General features: G+C 36.8%; 19 protein-coding genes. 3 read left to right on the forward strand and 16 right to left on the reverse strand.

The features are described 5' to 3' along the window. Window positions 1–76 precede the first annotated feature (76 nt). The 8 genes from SanJ4206_RS09630 to apf form a co-directional block, all read right to left on the reverse strand. Complete coding sequence (locus tag SanJ4206_RS09630) at window positions 77–709, reverse strand: HAD family hydrolase (RefSeq protein WP_022525257.1); 633 nt, start codon at window positions 707–709, stop codon at window positions 77–79. 58 nt (window positions 710–767) lie between these two features. After that, window positions 768–1,040: a Veg family protein gene (locus SanJ4206_RS09635; RefSeq protein ID WP_003027868.1), complete on the reverse strand. Its 273-nt coding sequence runs from the start codon at window positions 1,038–1,040 to the stop codon at window positions 768–770. 3 nt (window positions 1,041–1,043) lie between these two features. Then, window positions 1,044–2,396, reverse strand: coding sequence for a replicative DNA helicase (dnaB, locus tag SanJ4206_RS09640; RefSeq protein WP_022525258.1), 1,353 nt, complete (start codon window positions 2,394–2,396; stop codon window positions 1,044–1,046). Window positions 2,397–2,427: 31 nt separating this feature from the next. Continuing rightward, window positions 2,428–2,880, reverse strand: coding sequence for a 50S ribosomal protein L9 (gene rplI, locus SanJ4206_RS09645; protein ID WP_003040525.1), 453 nt, complete (start codon window positions 2,878–2,880; stop codon window positions 2,428–2,430). Then, a complete protein-coding gene (locus SanJ4206_RS09650; protein WP_003040566.1) occupies window positions 2,877–4,853 on the reverse strand; it encodes a DHH family phosphoesterase in 1,977 nt (658 codons plus the stop codon). Before SanJ4206_RS09650 ends, rplI begins: the two co-directional genes overlap by 4 nt. Window positions 4,854–5,094: 241 nt before the next feature. Next, entirely contained in the window at window positions 5,095–7,011 is a 1,917-nt protein-coding gene (gene mnmG / locus SanJ4206_RS09655) for a tRNA uridine-5-carboxymethylaminomethyl(34) synthesis enzyme MnmG (RefSeq protein ID WP_037613094.1), read from the reverse strand. A gap of 135 nt (window positions 7,012–7,146) precedes the next feature. After that, window positions 7,147–8,292, reverse strand: a complete 1,146-nt coding sequence (gene mnmA, locus SanJ4206_RS09660; protein WP_255261428.1) for a tRNA 2-thiouridine(34) synthase MnmA — start codon at window positions 8,290–8,292, stop codon at window positions 7,147–7,149. Between the two features lie 333 nt (window positions 8,293–8,625). Further along, complete coding sequence (apf, locus tag SanJ4206_RS09665) at window positions 8,626–9,153, reverse strand: aggregation-promoting factor (RefSeq protein ID WP_003027874.1); 528 nt, start codon at window positions 9,151–9,153, stop codon at window positions 8,626–8,628. 247 nt (window positions 9,154–9,400) lie between these two features. On the opposite strand from apf, the gene sdaAB reads away from it, so the two are divergent. Genes sdaAB through SanJ4206_RS09680 form a run of 3 tightly spaced genes read left to right on the forward strand, consistent with a single transcriptional unit; the run spans window position 9,401 to window position 11,662 of the window. Next, the gene (gene sdaAB / locus SanJ4206_RS09670; RefSeq protein ID WP_003027875.1) at window positions 9,401–10,072 is read left to right on the forward strand and encodes an L-serine ammonia-lyase, iron-sulfur-dependent subunit beta; all 672 of its coding nucleotides are present in this window, start codon (window positions 9,401–9,403) and stop codon (window positions 10,070–10,072) included. An 8-nt stretch (window positions 10,073–10,080) separates the two neighbouring features. Continuing rightward, window positions 10,081–10,953: an L-serine ammonia-lyase, iron-sulfur-dependent, subunit alpha gene (gene sdaAA, locus SanJ4206_RS09675; protein WP_003027876.1), complete on the forward strand. Its 873-nt coding sequence runs from the start codon at window positions 10,081–10,083 to the stop codon at window positions 10,951–10,953. A gap of 52 nt (window positions 10,954–11,005) precedes the next feature. Then, complete coding sequence (locus tag SanJ4206_RS09680) at window positions 11,006–11,662, forward strand: HAD hydrolase-like protein (RefSeq protein WP_003027877.1); 657 nt, start codon at window positions 11,006–11,008, stop codon at window positions 11,660–11,662. A 137-nt stretch (window positions 11,663–11,799) separates the two neighbouring features. Here the strand turns inward: SanJ4206_RS09680 and SanJ4206_RS09685 are convergent, their stop codons facing one another. From SanJ4206_RS09685 to yfmF, 8 genes are all read right to left on the reverse strand, one after another. After that, window positions 11,800–12,417 (reverse strand): LysM peptidoglycan-binding domain-containing protein, encoded by a 618-nt coding sequence (locus tag SanJ4206_RS09685; RefSeq protein WP_003027878.1) that lies wholly within the window; start codon window positions 12,415–12,417, stop codon window positions 11,800–11,802. Between the two features lie 156 nt (window positions 12,418–12,573). Beyond that, complete coding sequence (locus SanJ4206_RS09690; protein WP_003027879.1) at window positions 12,574–13,368, reverse strand: energy-coupling factor transporter transmembrane component T family protein; 795 nt, start codon at window positions 13,366–13,368, stop codon at window positions 12,574–12,576. After that, window positions 13,361–14,200, reverse strand: coding sequence for an energy-coupling factor transporter ATPase (locus SanJ4206_RS09695; RefSeq protein WP_003027880.1), 840 nt, complete (start codon window positions 14,198–14,200; stop codon window positions 13,361–13,363). The genes SanJ4206_RS09690 and SanJ4206_RS09695 overlap by 8 nt, the downstream gene beginning before the upstream one ends. Next, window positions 14,185–15,012 carry an energy-coupling factor ABC transporter ATP-binding protein gene (locus SanJ4206_RS09700; protein WP_022525260.1) on the reverse strand — a complete coding sequence of 276 codons (828 nt, stop codon included), beginning with the start codon at window positions 15,010–15,012 and terminating at the stop codon, window positions 14,185–14,187. The genes SanJ4206_RS09695 and SanJ4206_RS09700 overlap by 16 nt, the downstream gene beginning before the upstream one ends. A gap of 1 nt (window position 15,013) precedes the next feature. After that, on the reverse strand, window positions 15,014–15,553 hold the full coding sequence (gene pgsA / locus SanJ4206_RS09705; RefSeq protein ID WP_003027883.1) for a CDP-diacylglycerol--glycerol-3-phosphate 3-phosphatidyltransferase: 540 nt from the start codon (window positions 15,551–15,553) through the stop codon (window positions 15,014–15,016). A 10-nt stretch (window positions 15,554–15,563) separates the two neighbouring features. Continuing rightward, window positions 15,564–16,385 carry a cytoskeleton protein RodZ gene (gene rodZ / locus SanJ4206_RS09710; protein WP_003027884.1) on the reverse strand — a complete coding sequence of 274 codons (822 nt, stop codon included), beginning with the start codon at window positions 16,383–16,385 and terminating at the stop codon, window positions 15,564–15,566. A gap of 58 nt (window positions 16,386–16,443) precedes the next feature. Continuing rightward, a complete protein-coding gene (gene yfmH / locus SanJ4206_RS09715; protein WP_003027886.1) occupies window positions 16,444–17,739 on the reverse strand; it encodes an EF-P 5-aminopentanol modification-associated protein YfmH in 1,296 nt (431 codons plus the stop codon). Then, window positions 17,739–18,986 (reverse strand): EF-P 5-aminopentanol modification-associated protein YfmF, encoded by a 1,248-nt coding sequence (yfmF, locus tag SanJ4206_RS09720; RefSeq protein ID WP_037582553.1) that lies wholly within the window; start codon window positions 18,984–18,986, stop codon window positions 17,739–17,741. Before yfmF ends, yfmH begins: the two co-directional genes overlap by 1 nt. Between the last annotated feature and the right edge of the window lie 116 nt (window positions 18,987–19,102).

Raw genomic sequence — 19,102 nt, forward strand, 5'->3', positions numbered from 1 at the left:
TGCTCCCCTGCTGCTATTTCACACAAAAGCCATTATATCAAAAAAAATCCTATCTGTAAAGACGGATTTTACCAGATTATTTCTTTCTATGAAAATAACCTTTCTTTTTCAACAATTCTTCTATCGCAATTATATTTTGCTGTTCAGATGTTGCTAAAATAGTTTCAAATCCTAGACTTTTAGCGACATCTAAATTAACCTGTAGATCATCTATAAACACACATTGATTAGCTTGTAATGCGTATTGAGCTAGTAACTTTTGATAGATACTTTTATCTGGCTTTGCACACCCTACTTCGTAAGAAAGGATTTTACCAGTCAACACTTTCGTCATCGGTAATAAATCTGCATTTTCAACTGCATAAAATATCTCACTTGTAGTAGACAAAATATAAATGCCATATCCCAGCTGAGCCCATTCAAAAATTTTCTCTTGTAGCTGATAATAAACATCCACTGTCTCATACCAATGAGTAAAAATGGCTTCAACAGTAGCAGAGTAAGAACTATCTAGCAATGTTTGAGCTGCCTGAATGGCTACTTCCAAAGTTAATTGTCCAGTATCTGTCTGAGCCCAGAACCCCGAATCAAAAATAGCAGCTTTGACGCACTTCCGGTCTTCTTCATCTTCTACAAAAGTAGCTAAAATCTTAGCGGGATTCCATTCAATTAAAACATTGCCAAAATCAAAAACTAGATTTTTAATCATTTTTCACTCCAGCTACATCACATCAAAGCAGTTTTTCGTCATTAAAACAAATTTATTCTCAATCCAAATAATGAATGAGATTTTTCTCTGTTAAAATATCTGAATAAGTATAAGATTCGACATAAGTGTTTTCAATCTCACCTGGTTGACCTCCATTACTTGTATATTCAACGATAAACAAAGAAGGATAAACTTCAATCAAGCGCCCTTGCTTATTTTTTTGACGTTTACGACCATTTTCAAGAGTCATTTCTACCATTTTGCCCTCATGGGCTTTGATTTCTTCTTTGATTTTTCTCATTTTTGCAACATCTGTAAATGCATCACTCATTATCTATTCCTCTCTCTTAGAAATACTTGAAAACTTATTGTATTCTTTTTGAAAAATCAATTCCACCGTACCACGTGCACCGCTACGGTTCTTTTCGATAATCACTTCGACTTTGTTGTTTGGAATCCCTTCAGTTTCTTCACCGCCCCGTTCATAATAGTCATCACGGTAAAGAAAAGCTACAATATCTGCATCCTGCTCAATTGAACCAGACTCACGAATATCTGACAAAACTGGTCTCTTATCCTGACGTTGCTCCACACTACGCGAAAGCTGGCTCAGCGCAATAACAGGCACTTTCAACTCTTTTGCTAAAATCTTTAATTGACGAGAAATTTCAGAAACTTCCTGTTGACGATTTTCTCGACCAGTCCCTGTAATTAATTGCAAGTAATCAATTAAAATCAAGCCAAGATTTCCTGTTTCTTGCGCTAATTTTCGAGCACGTGAACGAATCTCTGTAATCCGAATTCCTGGTGTATCGTCAATGTAAATGCTAGCTTCTGCTAAATTTCCTTGTGCAATCGCATACTTGCTCCATTCTTCATCTGTCAATTGTCCCGTTCGGATTGAATGCGATTCAATCAAACCCTCAGCCGCCAACATCCGGTCTACTAAGCTCTCGGCACCCATTTCTAGAGAAAAAATAGCAACTGTTTTATCTAACTTGGTTCCAATATTTTGTGCAATATTGAGGGCAAAAGCAGTCTTACCAACCGCAGGACGAGCTGCCACAATGATGAGCTCTTCTTCATGGAGACCAGTCGTCATATGATCTAAATCTTGATAACCTGTCGCAATCCCTGTAATATCAGAAGTTTGCTGAGACCGCGTTTCCAAGCTGCCAAAGTTAAGATTCAAAATCTCTTTAATATTTTTAAAGCCGCTTCGACTAGCATTTTCACTAACATCGATCAGCGCTTTTTCAGCCCCAGCAATGATTTCATCTGCAGGACTAGAGCCATCATAAGCTAGATTGATAGAGTCTGTCAGCCGCGAAATCAACCGACGCAGAACAGCTTTTTCTGCGACAATCTTAGCATAATATTCAGCATTGGCAGAAGTCGGAACTGAATTGACCACTTCAACCAAGTAAGACAAGCCACCGATATTTTGCAAATCACCCTGACTGTCTAAAATATTACGAACAGTTGTCGCATCAATGGCATCGCCTCGATCTACCAAGTCAATCATCGCTTTAAAAATTAACCGATTAGCATATTTAAAGAAGTCAGTTGGCTCGATATATTCACGAACAAAAACTAGCTTACTTTCATCAATAAAAATCGCACCTAAAACAGATTGCTCTGCTAAAATATCCTGCGGTTGTGCTCGCAATTCATCAATATCTGCCATAAGACCTCCTCTCTCAAAAAATATTCTTCAATTAACCTTCTTTTACACGTAAGTTAATCACACTCGTCACATCTTGATAAATTTTCACTGGCACATCAATCAAACCAACAGAACGAATAGGACTCTTGACTTGAATCAATCGTTTATCAATCTTAATTCCAAATTGCTTCTGCAACTCTTCAGCAATTTTTTTACTGGTAATAGAACCAAAAGTCCGTCCATCTGGTCCCACTTTTTCAGTAAATTCGACAATTGTACTTTCTGCTTCCAACTTTTCCTTAATGGCTTGCGCTTCAGCTAGCATTTCAGCGTGTGCTTTTTCTTCTGATTTTTGTTTTCCGCGAAGCTCGCCGATAGCTGCTGCAGTCGCCTCTTTTGCAAGATTTTTCTTAATCAGAAAATTCTGTGCATAGCCAGTAGGCACTTCTTTAATTTCACCTTTTTTTCCTTTACCTTTTACATCTGCTAAAAAGATTACTTTCATTCTTCTAACTCCTTATCTTTTAGTACTTCACGAACAATAATTTCATTCAGGCTATGAACCACCTGAGCAATTGTCTGGTCAGGAATTTGCGCTGCCGCCAAATTAAAATGACCGCCGCCGCCCAGTTCTTCCATGATACGTTGGACATTGATTTTACTACGACTACGAGCAGATATCGATATACTATTTTGTTTATTTTTGCTGACAACAAAACTAGCTTCAATCCCTGACATAGCTAGCATAGCATCTGCAGCTTTACTAATAACAACTGTATCATAGCATTTTTCTTCTGCTCCAGTGGCTACAAGTACATTTGGCAAGATTTTCTTACCATTTAAAATTAGCTCATTCACTTCACGGTACTCATCAAAGTCTGTGGCAGAAATATCTTGAATGGCTACGCTATCACTTCCGCGCGTGCGCAAATAGCTCGCTACATCAAACGTCCGACTCGTTACACGAGAAGAAAACTTCTTCGTATCCAGCATAATCCCAGCCATCAACACACTAGCCTGCATTTTACTCAAGCGTTTTGTCTTAGAATTTTGGAATTGAATCAACTCTGTTACCAATTCACAGGCACTGCTTGCTCCACTTTCGATATAAGTGATAACAGCATTTTCCGGAAAATCTTGATCTCTTCTGTGGTGATCAATGACAATAATTTGGTTAAACAAATCATAAAATTCTTTTGATAAAGTCAGAGCTGTTTTTGAATGATCCACCATAATCAACAGAGAACGATTGGTCACCATTGTCATCGCATCAGCGACCGAAAGAAGATTGGTCTCCCCTTCATCCTGCAGTCTGCGAACTGCTCGATCAATATCCGCAGCCATTTGATGAGGATCATAAACAGCATAAGTCTGATCAATAATATTACTAGCAAATACTTGCATTCCCACAGCAGAACCAAGCGCATCCATATCCAAATTTTTGTGCCCAACTACAAAAACTTGGTCCACACTTTTAATCTTATCCGAAATAGCAGTCATCATAGCGCGCGTGCGAGTACGTGTCCGTTTCACCGATGCAGCTGAGCCACCACCAAAGTAAACAGGATTCTTTGACTCATCATTTTCTTTAACAACAGCCTGATCACCACCACGAACTTCAGCAAGATTCAAGTTTAAGAGAGCCACTTTACCAATTTGCTCATGATTACTATCACCATAAGAGAAGCCCATACTCAATGTGAGAGGAATTTCCCGCTTTTTAGCTTCTTCTCTAAACTGATCAATAACTGCAAACTTATTTTGCATTAACCGATCTAGCACCGTGTAATCCGTAAAAATATAGAAACGATCCATTCCAACACGACGAGAAAACATAGCATATTTTCCTGCAAATTCAGAGACAAAATTTGCAATAAAGCTATTAATGTGGCTAATATCTGAATCTGAGACGACGTCCTCTAAATCATCATAATTATCGACTGAAATAATACCAATAACTGGTCTCGTCGTTACTAATTCTGAAGTTGCTTCATACTCATTAGATGCATCAAAAAAGTAAAACACACTTGAAGCATGATCTAAGTAGACCGAATATTTTGTATCCCCAATTGTTGCATACGACCCAGCACCCTCAGATGGTGTTTTGGTAATTTTTTGCAGCAAATCCACATCAAATTCACCGTCTTCATTGGTAAGAATCAACTCTGCGTAAGGATTAAACCATTCTACATTTCCAGATGTTTGATCAACTTTTACAACACCAACCGGCATTCTTTCAAGCAATGATGCCAAACTATTTTCTGCTTGATCATTCACATACTGGATTTGTTCCACTTCATCAATTTCATAACTTTTTTGTTGGTAAATCAATAGAAAAATCAAAAGAGCAAGCACCAAAAAAAGTGCAGATAACATCAGAATGCTGCTACCAAAAACTCGTAATAAAATAGCTAAAATTCCAAAGGAAATAACGCCCATGATTACAAAATGAATTGGAGTAAAACGAAATTTTTTCATCACAAACCTCTTAACCGCCATTTTACCACAAAAACTCTAAAAAAGCGAGTTTTCCCTGTATAAAGCAAGCCAAATATCTTGTTAGACATCAATCTTTCTATTACCACTTGGTCTACTTTACAAGGAAAAATAAGTTCTGTCACTGTTTTCTCAACTTTACTAACTCAATAGTTTACAAACTTGTCAAACATTTTTCACGAAAAAGATACTTGTTCATACTATTGAACAAGTATCTTCATCATTATTTTTTTGTTTTTTCCTGGTTTTTCGAAATACTTCGTGATTTACCTTCCAAATAAACCATCAAAATAGAAATATCTGCAGGATTGACACCAGAAATCCGGCTAGCCTGACCAATAGTTTCTGGATTTATTTTCTTAAACTTCTGACGAGCTTCTGTAGCAATAGAATCAATATCATCCCAATCTATAGTTGCTGGAATGCGTTTTTCTTCCATGCGCTTCATTTTTTCAACCTGATCCAATGCTTTAGAAATATAGCCTTCATATTTAACTTCAGTTTCAATCAATTCAATAATCTTTTCATCTAAAACTTCAGCTGCTGGACCAATAAAATTGATAACATCTTCATACGAAACTTCTGGACGACGCAAAAATTCTTTCGCTGTAACTGCGTCTGTCAATGGTTTAAAGCCTAATTTTTCAACCATTTCATTCGTTTCTTTAATTGGCTTTAATTTAATAGAATTCAAACGCTTCATTTCAGTTTCATATTGATGTTTCTTAATTTCAAAACGCAGCCAGCGCTCATCATCAACCAATCCTACTTTACGTCCAATTTCAGTCAATCGCATATCCGCATTGTCATGACGTAAAATGAGACGATATTCGGCTCGACTAGTCAAAAGACGATACGGCTCTACCGTTCCCTTAGTGACCAAGTCATCAATCATGACCCCAATATAACCATCACTGCGTTTCAAAATCAGTTCCGGTTTTCCTTGAACTTTTAGAGCTGCATTGATTCCTGCAACAATGCCTTGTCCCGCTGCTTCTTCATAACCAGACGTCCCATTCGTTTGCCCAGCTGTAAACAAACCTGAGATTTTCTTAGTTTCTAGAGTAGCACGAAGCTGATGTGGCATAATCATATCATATTCAATCGCATAGCCAGTTCGCATCAATTCAGCATTTTCAAGTCCCTTAATAGAATGCACTAAATCTTTTTGAACATCTTCTGGCAAACTCGTTGACAACCCCTGAATATAAACTTCTTCTGTATCTCGCCCTTCTGGCTCCAAGAAAAGTTGGTGACGCTCTTTATCTGCAAAACGAACAATTTTGTCTTCAATTGACGGGCAGTAACGTGGTCCTACACCTTTCACCATTCCTGAAAACATTGGTGCACGGTAAAGGTTGTTTTGAATAATTTCATGACTTCTTCCATTAGTATAAGTTAGCCAACAAGGAATCTGATCTTTGAGGTAATCCTCATCGTGAGAAGTATAGGAAAAGTGGTTCGCTTTTTCGTCTCCAGGCTGAATATCCGTTTCTTCATAATTGATAGAAGAGGCTTTCACACGTGGTGGAGTCCCTGTTTTAAAACGCCCAATTTCAAACCCTAAATCACGTAAATTGTCTGCTAAGTTAATTGCAGCTAAACTATGATTAGGGCCAGAAGAATACTTCAAATCTCCAATAATAATTTCTCCACGCAGAGCTGTACCGGTTGTTACGACAACTGCCTGTGCAGCAAACTCTTGGTGCGTGGCTGTTTTCACACCAACGACTTTCCCGTTCTCAACTAGAATCTCATCTATAATAGTTTGACGCAAAGTGAGATTTTCTTGATGTTGAACCGTCTTGCGCATTTCTTTAGAATAAAGTTCCTTATCTGCTTGGGCACGAAGAGCACGAACTGCTGGACCTTTCCCAGTATTGAGCATCTTCATTTGAATATAAGTTTTATCTATATTCTTAGCCATCTCTCCACCTAGAGCATCCACTTCACGTACAACGATCCCCTTAGCAGATCCTCCAATAGACGGATTACAAGGCATAAAAGCTAGCATTTCAATATTGATTGTCGCAAGCAAAACTTTACAGCCCATCCGGCTTGCTGCTAACGAAGCCTCAACACCCGCATGCCCTGCGCCAATTACGACAATATCATAACTTTCAGTAAAATTGTGTGTCATCTTTTCTTTCCTTATTTTTTCACCAAAAAAGTCAAACCTCTAGAAGTGCAGGACAAAAAGCCTGCAACATCCATGAGCTTTGACCATCATAGTTATTGCTATATCCATTTTAGCAGATTGCTAAAAAATGTCAATCTAAATATACTGTTGAAGTTTACCATCTTTATAGGCATTGTCAATCAAGCCACCACCAAGACACTCTTCTTCATCATAAAATACAACGGCTTGTCCAGGTGTAATAGCACGTTGAGGTTCTGCAAAGTTGACAATTGCCTTGTCACCCTTTACAGTTACTGTAACCTTAGAATCTGGCTGACGATAACGAAACTTAGCTGTACATTCCATAGTAAACTCAGCTGGTATTTCTCTTGTAAAATGTACTTGACTAGCGTCAAGACTCGTTGACATCAAGTTGTCATGGTAAAAACCTTGACCAACATAAAGAATATTTTGACTGAGATCCTTACCCACTACAAACCAAGGTTCATTATCCCCGCCATGCTGACCACCAATGCCAAGGCCACCACGCTGACCAATTGTATAATACATTAAACCAGCATGTTCACCCATATCTCGACCATCAACTGTCATCATGCGACCAGGTTGAGCCGGTAAATAGTTTCCTAGGAATTCTTTAAAGTTTTTCTCACCAATAAAGCAGATGCCAGTTGAATCTTTTTTCTTAGCAGTAGCTAATCCTGCTTTCTCTGCAATAGCTCGAACTTCAGACTTTTCTAAATGTCCCAAAGGGAACATCGTTTTTTGCAGCTGCTCTTGTGATAACTGACTAAGGAAATAAGTCTGATCTTTGCCATTATCCACTCCTCGCAGCATATGAACAATTCCGTCTTCATCGCGCTTTGCACGCGCATAGTGACCTGTTGCCACATAATCCGCTCCCAATGTCATAGCATAGTCCAAAAAAGCTTTGAACTTAATTTCTTTGTTGCACATGACATCTGGATTCGGGGTTCTACCAGCTCGATATTCAGCTAAGAAATATTCAAAAACGCGATCCCAATACTCTTTTTCAAAGTTGACAGAATAATAGGGAATGCCAATTTGGTCTGCCACAGCTGCTACGTCTTTATAGTCCTCTGTAGCCGTACAGACCCCATTTTCGTCAGTGTCGTCCCAATTTTTCATGAAAATGCCGATCACGTCATAGCCCTGCTCCTTTAACAAAAGAGCCGTAACTGACGAATCCACACCGCCACTCATTCCGACAACGACACGTGTTTTAGAATGATCACTCATAGTGTTCTCCCATCTTTTCGTTATTTCACGATTGAAGGTCGTGTTTTGCTTTCAACGATTGAAGGTCGCTTAGAGCAAGGTTTATTATAACACGAAATAACCTTAAGAACAAATTTCAATAACCAGACATCAATAACTTTACACTACTGTAAACTAAAAATTCAGTGGATAAACTATTAAATCAGTGAATGAAACAATAGAGATTCTATCAAAAGGGCGAATCTAATGAGCAACTTTCAGCCTCTATCTACAGTCTGAAAATGGTGCTTTTAGTCGTAAACTACTATATTAAAACCTTGCTTTCATCACAAAAAGGTTGAGACATCTTGTCCCAACCTCAATCATTTTTTGTATTCATCAATACCAGCCATTTGCTAACCAGAAAGTCTTTGCAGCTGACCAAGAACCATAACGACTTGCTACATAAGCATCAGCTACTTTTTCTTGATTTTCTGCTGACAAATCACCATTTAAGTAAGATAAACTCAATTGGTAACGACCATAATATTGTCCATTTTGGGCTGTGTAACTGCCACTTGATTCTTTTTGCGCAATCCATTCTTTTGCAGCTGCATCTTCAGCACTCAGACCAGATGTGGTAGTTGCCGAATTACTTGACTCCGCAGTTGCAGTGCTTGTAGTGGTGTCATCTAACTCCAATACCTGCCCAACACTAATCAGATGAATATTGCTAATTTTATTCTTCTGAGCAATTTTATCAACTGTTGTATGATGTGATGCAGCAATAGCTGAAAGTGTATCTCCAGATTTCACTGTATAACTATCCGCGTTTGCAAGTGTAGGAAGAAAGAACAGCGCTGTTGCTGCTAAGCTCATTAAACCTACTTTCATTTTTTTATTTGTATTCTTTAAATTCAAAATCATTTAAATTCTCCTTTTCTGTGATAGAACTATCATATACCTTAATTATTACTATTGTTTTTACCTTTCATTAAAAATATTACAGGCAAATTGAAGAGAGACTAAAATTCACCCTATATTTCTTTGCTTTAAGGTTACTATAAGAAAAGTGACCTTAAAGATGGTCTAGAATTTATATCACATCTATTTTATCAAACAAAAAATACTGAATTTTGATATAATGAAGCTAATGAACTTATAAGGAATTACAATGAACTCACTAAAATTTCAATCTGTTTTTGATATTATTGGACCTGTTATGATTGGTCCATCTAGTAGTCATACTGCAGGAGCTGTTCGTATCGGAAAAATTGTCTCGTCTATCTTTGATGACGAACCAACAGAAGTTGAATTCCAACTATTTAATTCTTTTGCGAAAACTTATCGGGGACATGGTACAGACCTGGCTCTTGTAGCTGGGATTCTCGGAATGGATACAGATGACTCTGATATTCCAAATAGCCTAGAAATTGCTCATAAAAGAGGGATTAAAATTGTCTGGACTATTCAAAAAGATAGCAATGCTCCACACCCAAATACAGCTAAAATCACCGTAAAAAACGACCACAAAACGATTAGTGTTACTGGTATTTCTATTGGTGGTGGAAATATTCAGGTAACTGAATTAAATGGTTTTTCTATTTCACTCAGCATGAACACTCCAACAATCATTATCGTTCACCAGGACGTACCTGGAATGATTGCTCATGTTACTGAAGCACTTTCTCGTTATAACATCAATATCGCACAGATGAATGTCACAAGAGAAAAAGCAGGTGAAAAAGCAATTATGATCATTGAAGTTGACAGTCGCAGCTGTGATGGAGCTATTGAGGAAATCAAGAAAATTCCTAAACTTCATAATGTCAATTTCTTTAAATAGGAGAGTTTATGTTTTATTCAATCAAAGAATTAGTGGAGCAAGCAGATTTAGACTTTCAGGGTAGCGTTGCCGAACTTATGATTGCTACTGAATACGAACTGACAGGTCGTGAACGAGATGAAGTCTTACGCTTGATGACTAGAAATCTAGAAGTTATGAAAGCTTCTGTCGTTATGGGATTAGATGAAAGTAAATCTCGGAGTGGTTTAACAGGTGGCGATGCAGCCAAACTCCACAAATATATTCAATCAGGAAAAACTCTTTCGGACTATACTGTCTTGACGGCAGCTAAAAATGCTATTGCTGTCAATGAATACAATGCTAAAATGGGGTTGGTCTGTGCAACACCAACAGCAGGAAGTGCTGGTTGTTTACCCGCTGTCCTTACATCTGCTATCGAAAAATTAAATCTTACTGAAAAACAACAACTAGACTTTTTATTAACAGCTGGAGCTTTCGGTCTAGTCATCGCTAATAATGCTTCTATTTCAGGAGCTGAAGGGGGCTGTCAAGCAGAAGTTGGATCAGCCTCAGCCATGAGTTCAGCAGCACTTGTTTTGGCAGCAGGTGGTACCCCATTTCAAGCCAGCCAGGCGATTTGTTTTGTGATTAAGAATATGCTTGGATTAATCTGTGACCCCGTTGCAGGATTAGTAGAAGTTCCCTGTGTCAAACGAAATGCTATGGGAGCTAGCTACGCTTTCATTGCCGCTGATATGGCTTTAGCAGGTATTGAATCAAAAATTCCCGTTGACGAAGTAGTTGACGCTATGTATCAAGTTGGAGCAAGTATGCCAACTGCCTTCCGTGAGACTGCTGAAGGTGGATTGGCAGCTACACCTACTGGTCGTAGATTGTCCAAAGAAATTTTTGGAGAGTAACTTTCTCCAAAAAAGGAAAAAGTTTACAACTCTGTAAACATGAATTTAGACTATGCAAAATTTTAAATATATTTTTTTCGATTTAGATGGAACACTTGTTGACAGTTCTGTAGGAATCAAGAATGCTTTCCAGCACGCATTTACTTCACTAAATATCAAAGCCCCTGATAGCAAAGAGCTGGATACTTTCATTGGACCACCTTTAGAAGTTAGTTTCGCTTCTGTAGTGCCAGAGACCAACGTCAATCAAGCTATTGCTTTCTTTAGAGAATACTATAAAAATAACGGTGTTTTTGAAGCTCAACTTTACAAGGGTATAAAAGAACTGTTGTTAGAATTAGAACATTCGGATTACCATGTCTATATTACCACTAGTAAAAATGAACCAATGGCCCATAAAATGGCACAATACCTAGAAATTGATAAACATTTTAATGGTATCTTCGGCTCTCTTCCAAATTCTTATCATAAAGCAGATGTTATAACTCGTGCTTTAAATAATTCTCATGCTAATCTTAAGCAATCTATTATTGTTGGGGATACAAAATTTGATATGATTGGTGGAAAATCAGTCGGAATTGCTACTTTAGGAGTTCTGTGGGGATTTGGAAACAAGAAAGAATTAACTGACAATGGGGCAGATTTTATCTCAGATTCGCCTCAGAAAATTTTAACAGCTTTGGTAAATAATACTTTACATGAATTGTAAACCATCTTTACAATATACAATCAAAGATTCTAAAACAAACAACTATGTTTACTAAGCCAATCACTCATAGAAAAAGACGAATCATTTTTTACTCAATGATTCGTCTTTTTGTTTACTCATTTATCATAAAATTTTGCTTAATAGTTCCAAGCTGAAAGACCTTGAGCATTATAAGCACGGTAAGCAGATTGAATCTGATCATCTACTGTTGCTGTTGACCCCCAACCTGGCATAGTTTGGAAAAGACCACTAGCTCCTGATGGGTTATAAGCATTTACTTGTCCGTTTGACTCACGAGCAATGATATGTTCCCAAGTTGATGCTGGGACACCTGTCAATTCTGCCATACGAGCAGCTGCATAAGATCCCGTAGCACCAGCAGTATTTCCATTAGGAAGAACAACATTTGAAGAAGTGTTTGCAGCCGGTTGCGAATAGGTAGTGGAAGCAGCAGGTGCGTTATATGTCACATCTTCATAAGTTACAGCTTCTTCTGTTGTAGTTTCTGTTGAAACTTCTGAATTTTTCTCTTCATCAAGTTCTAAAATTTGCCCAACTTTAATCAAGTCAGGATTTTCAATTTTATTGAGCTCAACAATTTTTTCAACTGATGTGTTTTTTTCTTTAGCGATTTCTGATAAAGTGTCACCTGATTTAACAGTATAAGATTCAGCACTTGCAATAGCTCCCGTTGCAAAAAAAGCAACTGCCGTAAAAAGTCCTGATAAAGTCCATTTCATTGATTTTGTATTCATGTATATATCAATTTCTCCTTTTTTCGTATAATACTATATTACACATAAAATATTACTTTAATCTTATAATTGTATTACAAAGATTACAGAAATATTGATTTTATACGCAAAAAACGCCCTTCAAGGCGTTTTTTAGCTAACAATAATATAAGTTTTTTAACTTTTTAAGAAAAATAACATCAAACCTAAAGCAAACATGATAAAAATAGAAAGGGTATCTGCTTTTTTCCACCTCAATTGACGATAACGACTTCTTCCTACACCACCTTGATAACCTCTCGCTTCCATAGCAGTTGCCAAAGCATCCGCACGTTTAAAGCTAGAAGCAAATAACGGAATTAAAATCGGAATAATTGATTTTACTTTTTGAACAATATTTCCTTCACCAAAATCAACCCCACGCGCCCTTTGAGCATTCATAATCCGTGTCGTATCATCCATCAAAGTAGGAACGAAACGTAAACTCATTGATAACATCAACCCTATTTCATGAACGGGTACCTTTAATGATACTAAAGGCTGCAATAATGATTCAACTGCGTCTGCCAAACTAAGTGGCATTGTTGTTAAAGTCAATAAGGTAGAGAATATAATAATTAAAAGAAAACGACTAAAAATGATACCCGCCTGAGCCAGACCTACTTCAGTAATTCTAATAAAGCCAAATTGAAATAAAGTCGTGCCACCAGATGTAAAAAGTAGTTGAAACAAAGTAGTAAAAGCAATCAAAAAGACCATAGATCTTAATCCTTTAAGGAAAAAGCCTAAAGGAATCTTGGAAAGTCCAACTAATAATATTGTAAAGACGAATAATAGTCCATTTGTTACAATATTATTTGCCAAAAAGATAATTAAAATAAAGAGAAACATTGACAAAAGTTTGCTGCGAGGATCTAATCGATGAATGATTGAATTTCCAGAAACATATCGCCCCAAAATCATACTATCCATGTAGTAACTCCTTAAATTCTTCTATGGTGATAGGTAAATACGGAAGAGTTAACCCTCTATTTTTTAATTCTTGTACAAATTTTGTAATTTTAGGGACTCCTAGTTGAATACTTTCCATAAATGCTACATCTTGAAAAACTTGCCGAGGCTCTCCGCTTTTGACTAATCTTCCTTTTTCCATCACATAAACCGTATCTGCAAAATTAGCAACATCATCCATCAAATGCGTTACCAAAACAATGGTCATTCCTGCTTCATGTAATCGTTTAAATAAACTCATCAATTCTTTTCGTCCAGCAGGATCTAAGCCTGCTGTTGGCTCATCCAATACAAGAATATCTGGCTCCATGGCTAGGATACCAGCTATGGCTACTCGACGCATTTGTCCCCCAGACAGTTCAAACGGGCTTCGTTCAAATAATTCTTCTGAAATTCCGACAAGAGTTAATTTTTCACGTGCTACACGTTCAGCGTCTTCCTTTGATATTCCAAAATTTTGTGGACCAAAAGCAACATCTTTTAAAACGGTCTCATCAAAAATCTGACTTTCAGCAAACTGAAAAACTAGGCCTACTTTTCTACGTACTTGTTTAATATCTTTGTTTACAGATGTGGAAGTAATTTTGACATCATCAATCACAACACTTCCTTCAGTTGGGACTAAAAGCCCATTCAGCAATTGTAAAATAGTTGATTTTCCACTACCTGTATGACCAACCAAAGCAGTATATGAGCCATCTTTTATTTCTAAATTGACTTCAAAAAGGGCAGGACCCTCAAAGGGAGTGCCTGCTTGATAAGTATAACTTACATTTTCTAAAGTGATTCCCATAAATAATCCTGCAATTCTTTTTCTGTTAAATAGCGCTCTGGCAATTGAAAGCCTGAATTCAGCAAAGTTGCTTTTACTTGATTTGTAAAAGGTTCATCTAAACCTAAATCTTCTAAATCCACTCGTGAGAAAAGCTCACTTGGTGTGCTGGTTGATTCCACCTGACCTTCCTTCATCACCAAAACTCGGTCACTAAGAGCCACCTCATCCAAATCATGCGTGATAGAAATAACAGTCATTCCATGTCGATCTTTAATCTTTTTAACTGTCTGGATCAACTCTAAACGCCCTTCCGGATCCAACATACTAGTTGCTTCATCTAAAATAATGATGTCAGGACGCAAAGCAACCACACCAGCAATAGCCACACGCTGCTTTTGCCCACCTGAAAGTCTTGCAGGTTCACGCTCTTTAAAATCTTGCATTCCAACAATGTCTAATGCTTCTTGAACTCTGTCAAACATTATTTGGTAATCCATTCCTTGATTTTCCAAACCAAAGGCAACATCATCCTCAACAGTCGCCCCCACAAATTGATTATCTGGATTTTGAAAAACCATCCCAATATGCTGGCGCTTTTCCCATACATTTTCAAGAGTTAATTTATCTCCATCAATGATAATCTCGCCACTTTCTGCCTCCAACAAGCCATCTATTAAACGAATCGTCGTAGACTTGCCACTGCCATTATGCCCCACAATAGACAGCCACTCTCCTTGTTTCACGTGAAACGTCACATCCTTGAGAATATAATCATCTGCATGATGATCGTATTTATACTTTAAATGCTGAACTTCAATGATATTTTTCATATTATCTAAATGTATCTTTAAAAAGATAGGCACTTCCTTTGAAGTAGTCATAACCCGAATAAATCGTAAAAATCAATGCAATATATAGCAAAACTTGTCCTAGCAGTGTCCAGTGCAATAACAGAAAAATAATGGAAAACATCTGCGTAAATGTTTTTATTTTCCCTGGCATAGCAGCAGCTAAGACTGTCCCTCCAGTTTCAACCAACAATAGCCGCAAACCTGTCACAGCTAACTCACGACAGATGATAACTGCAACAACCCAAGCAGGTGCTATATTCATTTCAATCAACATAATAAAAGCTGACATGACCAATAACTTATCTGCCATCGGATCAGCAAATTTCCCAAAATTTGTTACAACCTTCCATTTACGAGCCAAATATCCATCCAAATAATCTGTAATGCTGGCTACTGCAAAAATAATCGCTGCAAAGACATGCATTCCAACAGAGTGACCCAAGGATAGTACTAAAATAAAAATTGGAATTAAAGCAATCCGTAACAAAGTTAAAGCATTAGGAATATTTTCTTTTTTCATTTTCTTTTCCTTAATTGTTTATTATAAGTGTAATTGTACCTGTCAAACTTGTCAAGCCTGACGTATCAATCTGTTGATTATCAATTGTAATGGTCACACCTTGAACTACACCAAGAGTAATTGTTGAAGTGGTCCCTGGAGAGATTGTAGTTGACACACTTTGATTCTCAGGACTTAATGTTGCCCCACCTTCTAAGTCTGTACCTGTAACACTTACCCAACTAGTTGCATCAGTAACTGATAGTTTTAAATTGACAGAGGTGGTTGCACCTGTCAAGGTTGCTGTCAAGTTGTTACCATTTCCTGATACAGTCAAATTTGTATTTGAACTGCCAGAAGATTCACTAGAAGTTGCCTCACTAGTCGAACTAGAAGAAGTAGTTGTCTGTTTGTTTACAACACTATAACTTGATGAAGGAGTGGTTGTTAATGAGTTATGGTGAACGTATGTCCAAACATAATAACTAACAAAAGATAAAATAGCTAATGCAAGAATCGTCAGATAAAATAATGGTAAAAAAGAAGTTTGTTGTTTTTTTGTTCTTCGACTTCTAAAATTCTCTTCCTCATCAACATCCACTTCATCATAAGTAATCATGTTTCCTTCTTCATAAGCATCAAGAATAATTCGCTCATCTAAATCAACAGCCCAAGCATATTTTCTTAGAAAAGAACGAGCATAGAAGGGACTGGGAAGACGATCAAAATCATCAGCTTCCATAGCTTCCAGTAGCTCTAACTGAATATCTGTTTTCTTTTGTAAATCTTCCAAGCTCATTCCTTGATTAATACGAGCTAACCTCAGGACTTCACCGATTGTTTTCTTTCTCATACACACTAGCCTTCTTTCTATTAAACACTATTTTACCAAATTTCATCAAAACATGAAATTATTTTGGAAAAATAGTAAAATCAATCATTTCACAAGAATCAATAAAATGATGTCCTATTTCAATCACATCAACTAAACTAATTGTCTGTAATAATTTTGGTAAATCAAATAGATTATCCCCTTCTGAAAAGGTTTCGTATTGAGTGGCAATATATTCTAATGAGTTCAGTCCATGTAAAAAATCACCAAACATTTCACTTTTTATAATATCAAGATGCTCTTCTGTTACATCAGGGTCTTTTTCAAAATTACGAATCGCAGAACGAAATTGGTGAGATAGAGTAACTGGTTCACTAGTATCCATTGTCAACATCACAAAGTGAAAATCTTTTTCTACCTCAACTTCTAACGATAGAGAGTTGTCTATTTTTCCAACTTCGTAAAGCTCTTGAAATCTTTTAGATGTCCAGCCAAACATCATTGCAAATAGCAGTTTTAAACCAATTTTATAACGAAATAAATCAACTTCCGCTAACGATTGATTTCCACGTAACCCGATTGCTAGTTTAGAACTTGCCACTTCCATTCGAACACTCCCAGTAGAAATAACAGGATTTAACGCAAGGGGAAAACGTCTAATCAAACTTGCTTCATCAATCCCCTTCAAAGATTCGTGTTGTTCCTGAATAACAGCAATGGTCTTTTCTAAGTCAAAATTACCAATCAGCAGTAAACTCATATTAGATGGATGGTAAAAGGTTTCAAAGTTTTCATCCAAATCCTCAACAGTTATTTCTGCAATTGATTCAACGCTTCCTGCAATATCTTCTGCCAATGGAGTGTCTGGATAAAGATTTGCTAAAGTGTGAAAAAACAGGTAATAATCTGGATTGTCTTTGTACATATCAATTTCTTGCTGGATAATTCCCTGTTCACGTTGAACAGATTCTTCTGTGAAATAAGCATTTTCTAGTAAACTTTGCAACAATCTCACATTTTCTAAAACATTGTCCGTCGCCGAAAAAAGATAACTGGTCTTAGTAAAACTTGTAAAGGCATTGCTCTCAGCACCTAATTCAACAAATTGTTGTAAAAGATCTTGACCATTTTCATCCTCAAATAATTTATGTTCCAAAAAATGTGCAACTCCTGCAGGGTATTGAACAGCTTGATTAGAACCACGCGGAATAAAAGAAGTATCAATTGAGCCAAAATTTGCTGTCATAATCCCATAAGTTTCATTGAAATCTCGTTTGGGTAAAAGAAATACTTTTAGACCATTTCGTAAAGTAGTCTGATAGACTGCTTCTCCAACTGCTGGATAATCCTTCCTCTCCATTTTTAAAGTTTGCATTATTTTCCTTCCATAAAATAAATCGCTTGTAGCCTGAGTTGTGTTGCAGCAACAATGATATCTTCTCGGCTGACTGCTTCTAAAGCATTTAGCCAAACAGCAATTGGCATAAATATTTTCTGCAAAACAGATGCCATATAAGCTTGTTCTATCAACGTATTTTGCCTATCTAAAGAAAGGAGCATCGTATTTCGTAGCATTTTTTTGGTCTGATTTAACGCCTCATCAGTAAAATGTCCGTTTTTTAAATCTGCAATTTGTCGATAAATTAAACTCACTGTTTTTGTTCGATTTTTCCTATCAATTCCAGCATAAATACGCATCATACCCGAAAAAATATCAATACTACTTGAAATTGTATAAGCTAGACCCTCTTTTTCCCGAACATTAACAAATAATTTTGAATGAGCAAAGCCACCTAAAAGTCCGTTCAATACAATAAGAGGGATATGAGTCTTATCACCATATTGAGCAGAAAAATGATATCCTAATTCAACAATAGATTGATGAGCATCTTTTCGCTCCAATGATTCTTTTAAAACATTCGAAAATTTTTGATGATAATGCAGTTGCAAACTAAGTTGACGCGGCTGTAAACCAAAGGTTTTAATATGTTCACAGACTTCAATCTCATTAAAATCACCCATAAAAAAGATGTCAATTTTATCATTTTGAAGCATTTTTTGAAAAATAGCAAAACTACTTTCTGGTGTTTCCTTGTCAACTAAGTCTGGCGTAGCTAAACGAGGAGTTTTCATTTCCTTTTCTGTATAAAATAATTTATTCAGCTCTTGATGCGCGTGATAAAAATGATCTTCAATTTCAGCTTTTAAATCATTGAGTACATTCTTTTTTTCAATTTCAAAAACAGCCTGATTAAAAGCTCCTTCATTCGCTAAAGGTTTTAACAAGCTATCCTTTAAAAAATCAAGTATCTCTCCTGTTAGTGTATTTTTTCGACTTAAAAATGCATCGCTAACAAAAGAGATATTTAAATCCACGTAATGTATTAGTCCTCTGCGTGATAATCCCGTTGAAAAGTTGGCACCATAAAGAGTTGCTAATCGTTCACGAAAAATCTGCGAAGTTGGATAGATTTCATTAGCTGTTTCAAGCATACTTGCAACCAGCACGCGCCCCGCTATCGTATCCGTAGACATCGGAGCTGAAAACCTCATTTTTATTCGATTCGTTTTAAATTTTTTGGATGTTATAAAATGGAGATCTACTCCAGAAACCAGCTCCATAGTGTCCCTCATGTTCTTTTAATATTGACTTCTATTATATCACGAAACGACTCCTAATTTCTCCTTCAAGCTTTATTCTTTCAACTTAAAACGTTTTCTTAATGGTGTGATTGTGA

The sequence above is a fragment of the Streptococcus anginosus genome, from assembly GCF_001697145.1.
GTDB classification, from domain to species: domain Bacteria; phylum Bacillota; class Bacilli; order Lactobacillales; family Streptococcaceae; genus Streptococcus; species Streptococcus hominis.

Excerpts from the sequence above, each read along its gene's own strand:
- SanJ4206_RS09630 (WP_022525257.1), bottom strand. The coding sequence starts at position 709 with ATGATTAAAAATCTAGTTTTTGATTTTGGCAATGTTTTAATTGAATGG.
- SanJ4206_RS09635 (WP_003027868.1), bottom strand. The coding sequence starts at position 1,040 with ATGAGTGATGCATTTACAGATGTTGCAAAAATGAGAAAAATCAAAGAA.
- dnaB (WP_022525258.1), bottom strand. The coding sequence starts at position 2,396 with ATGGCAGATATTGATGAATTGCGAGCACAACCGCAGGATATTTTAGCA.
- rplI (WP_003040525.1), bottom strand. The coding sequence starts at position 2,880 with ATGAAAGTAATCTTTTTAGCAGATGTAAAAGGTAAAGGAAAAAAAGGT.
- SanJ4206_RS09650 (WP_003040566.1), bottom strand. The coding sequence starts at position 4,853 with ATGAAAAAATTTCGTTTTACTCCAATTCATTTTGTAATCATGGGCGTT.
- mnmG (WP_037613094.1), bottom strand. The coding sequence starts at position 7,011 with ATGACACACAATTTTACTGAAAGTTATGATATTGTCGTAATTGGCGCA.
- apf (WP_003027874.1), bottom strand. The coding sequence starts at position 9,153 with ATGATTTTGAATTTAAAGAATACAAATAAAAAAATGAAAGTAGGTTTA.
- sdaAB (WP_003027875.1), top strand. The coding sequence starts at position 9,401 with ATGAACTCACTAAAATTTCAATCTGTTTTTGATATTATTGGACCTGTT.
- sdaAA (WP_003027876.1), top strand. The coding sequence starts at position 10,081 with ATGTTTTATTCAATCAAAGAATTAGTGGAGCAAGCAGATTTAGACTTT.
- SanJ4206_RS09680 (WP_003027877.1), top strand. The coding sequence starts at position 11,006 with ATGCAAAATTTTAAATATATTTTTTTCGATTTAGATGGAACACTTGTT.
- SanJ4206_RS09685 (WP_003027878.1), bottom strand. The coding sequence starts at position 12,417 with ATGAATACAAAATCAATGAAATGGACTTTATCAGGACTTTTTACGGCA.
- SanJ4206_RS09690 (WP_003027879.1), bottom strand. The coding sequence starts at position 13,368 with ATGGATAGTATGATTTTGGGGCGATATGTTTCTGGAAATTCAATCATT.
- SanJ4206_RS09695 (WP_003027880.1), bottom strand. The coding sequence starts at position 14,200 with ATGGGAATCACTTTAGAAAATGTAAGTTATACTTATCAAGCAGGCACT.
- SanJ4206_RS09700 (WP_022525260.1), bottom strand. The coding sequence starts at position 15,012 with ATGAAAAATATCATTGAAGTTCAGCATTTAAAGTATAAATACGATCAT.
- pgsA (WP_003027883.1), bottom strand. The coding sequence starts at position 15,553 with ATGAAAAAAGAAAATATTCCTAATGCTTTAACTTTGTTACGGATTGCT.
- rodZ (WP_003027884.1), bottom strand. The coding sequence starts at position 16,385 with ATGAGAAAGAAAACAATCGGTGAAGTCCTGAGGTTAGCTCGTATTAAT.
- yfmH (WP_003027886.1), bottom strand. The coding sequence starts at position 17,739 with ATGCAAACTTTAAAAATGGAGAGGAAGGATTATCCAGCAGTTGGAGAA.
- yfmF (WP_037582553.1), bottom strand. The coding sequence starts at position 18,986 with ATGGAGCTGGTTTCTGGAGTAGATCTCCATTTTATAACATCCAAAAAA.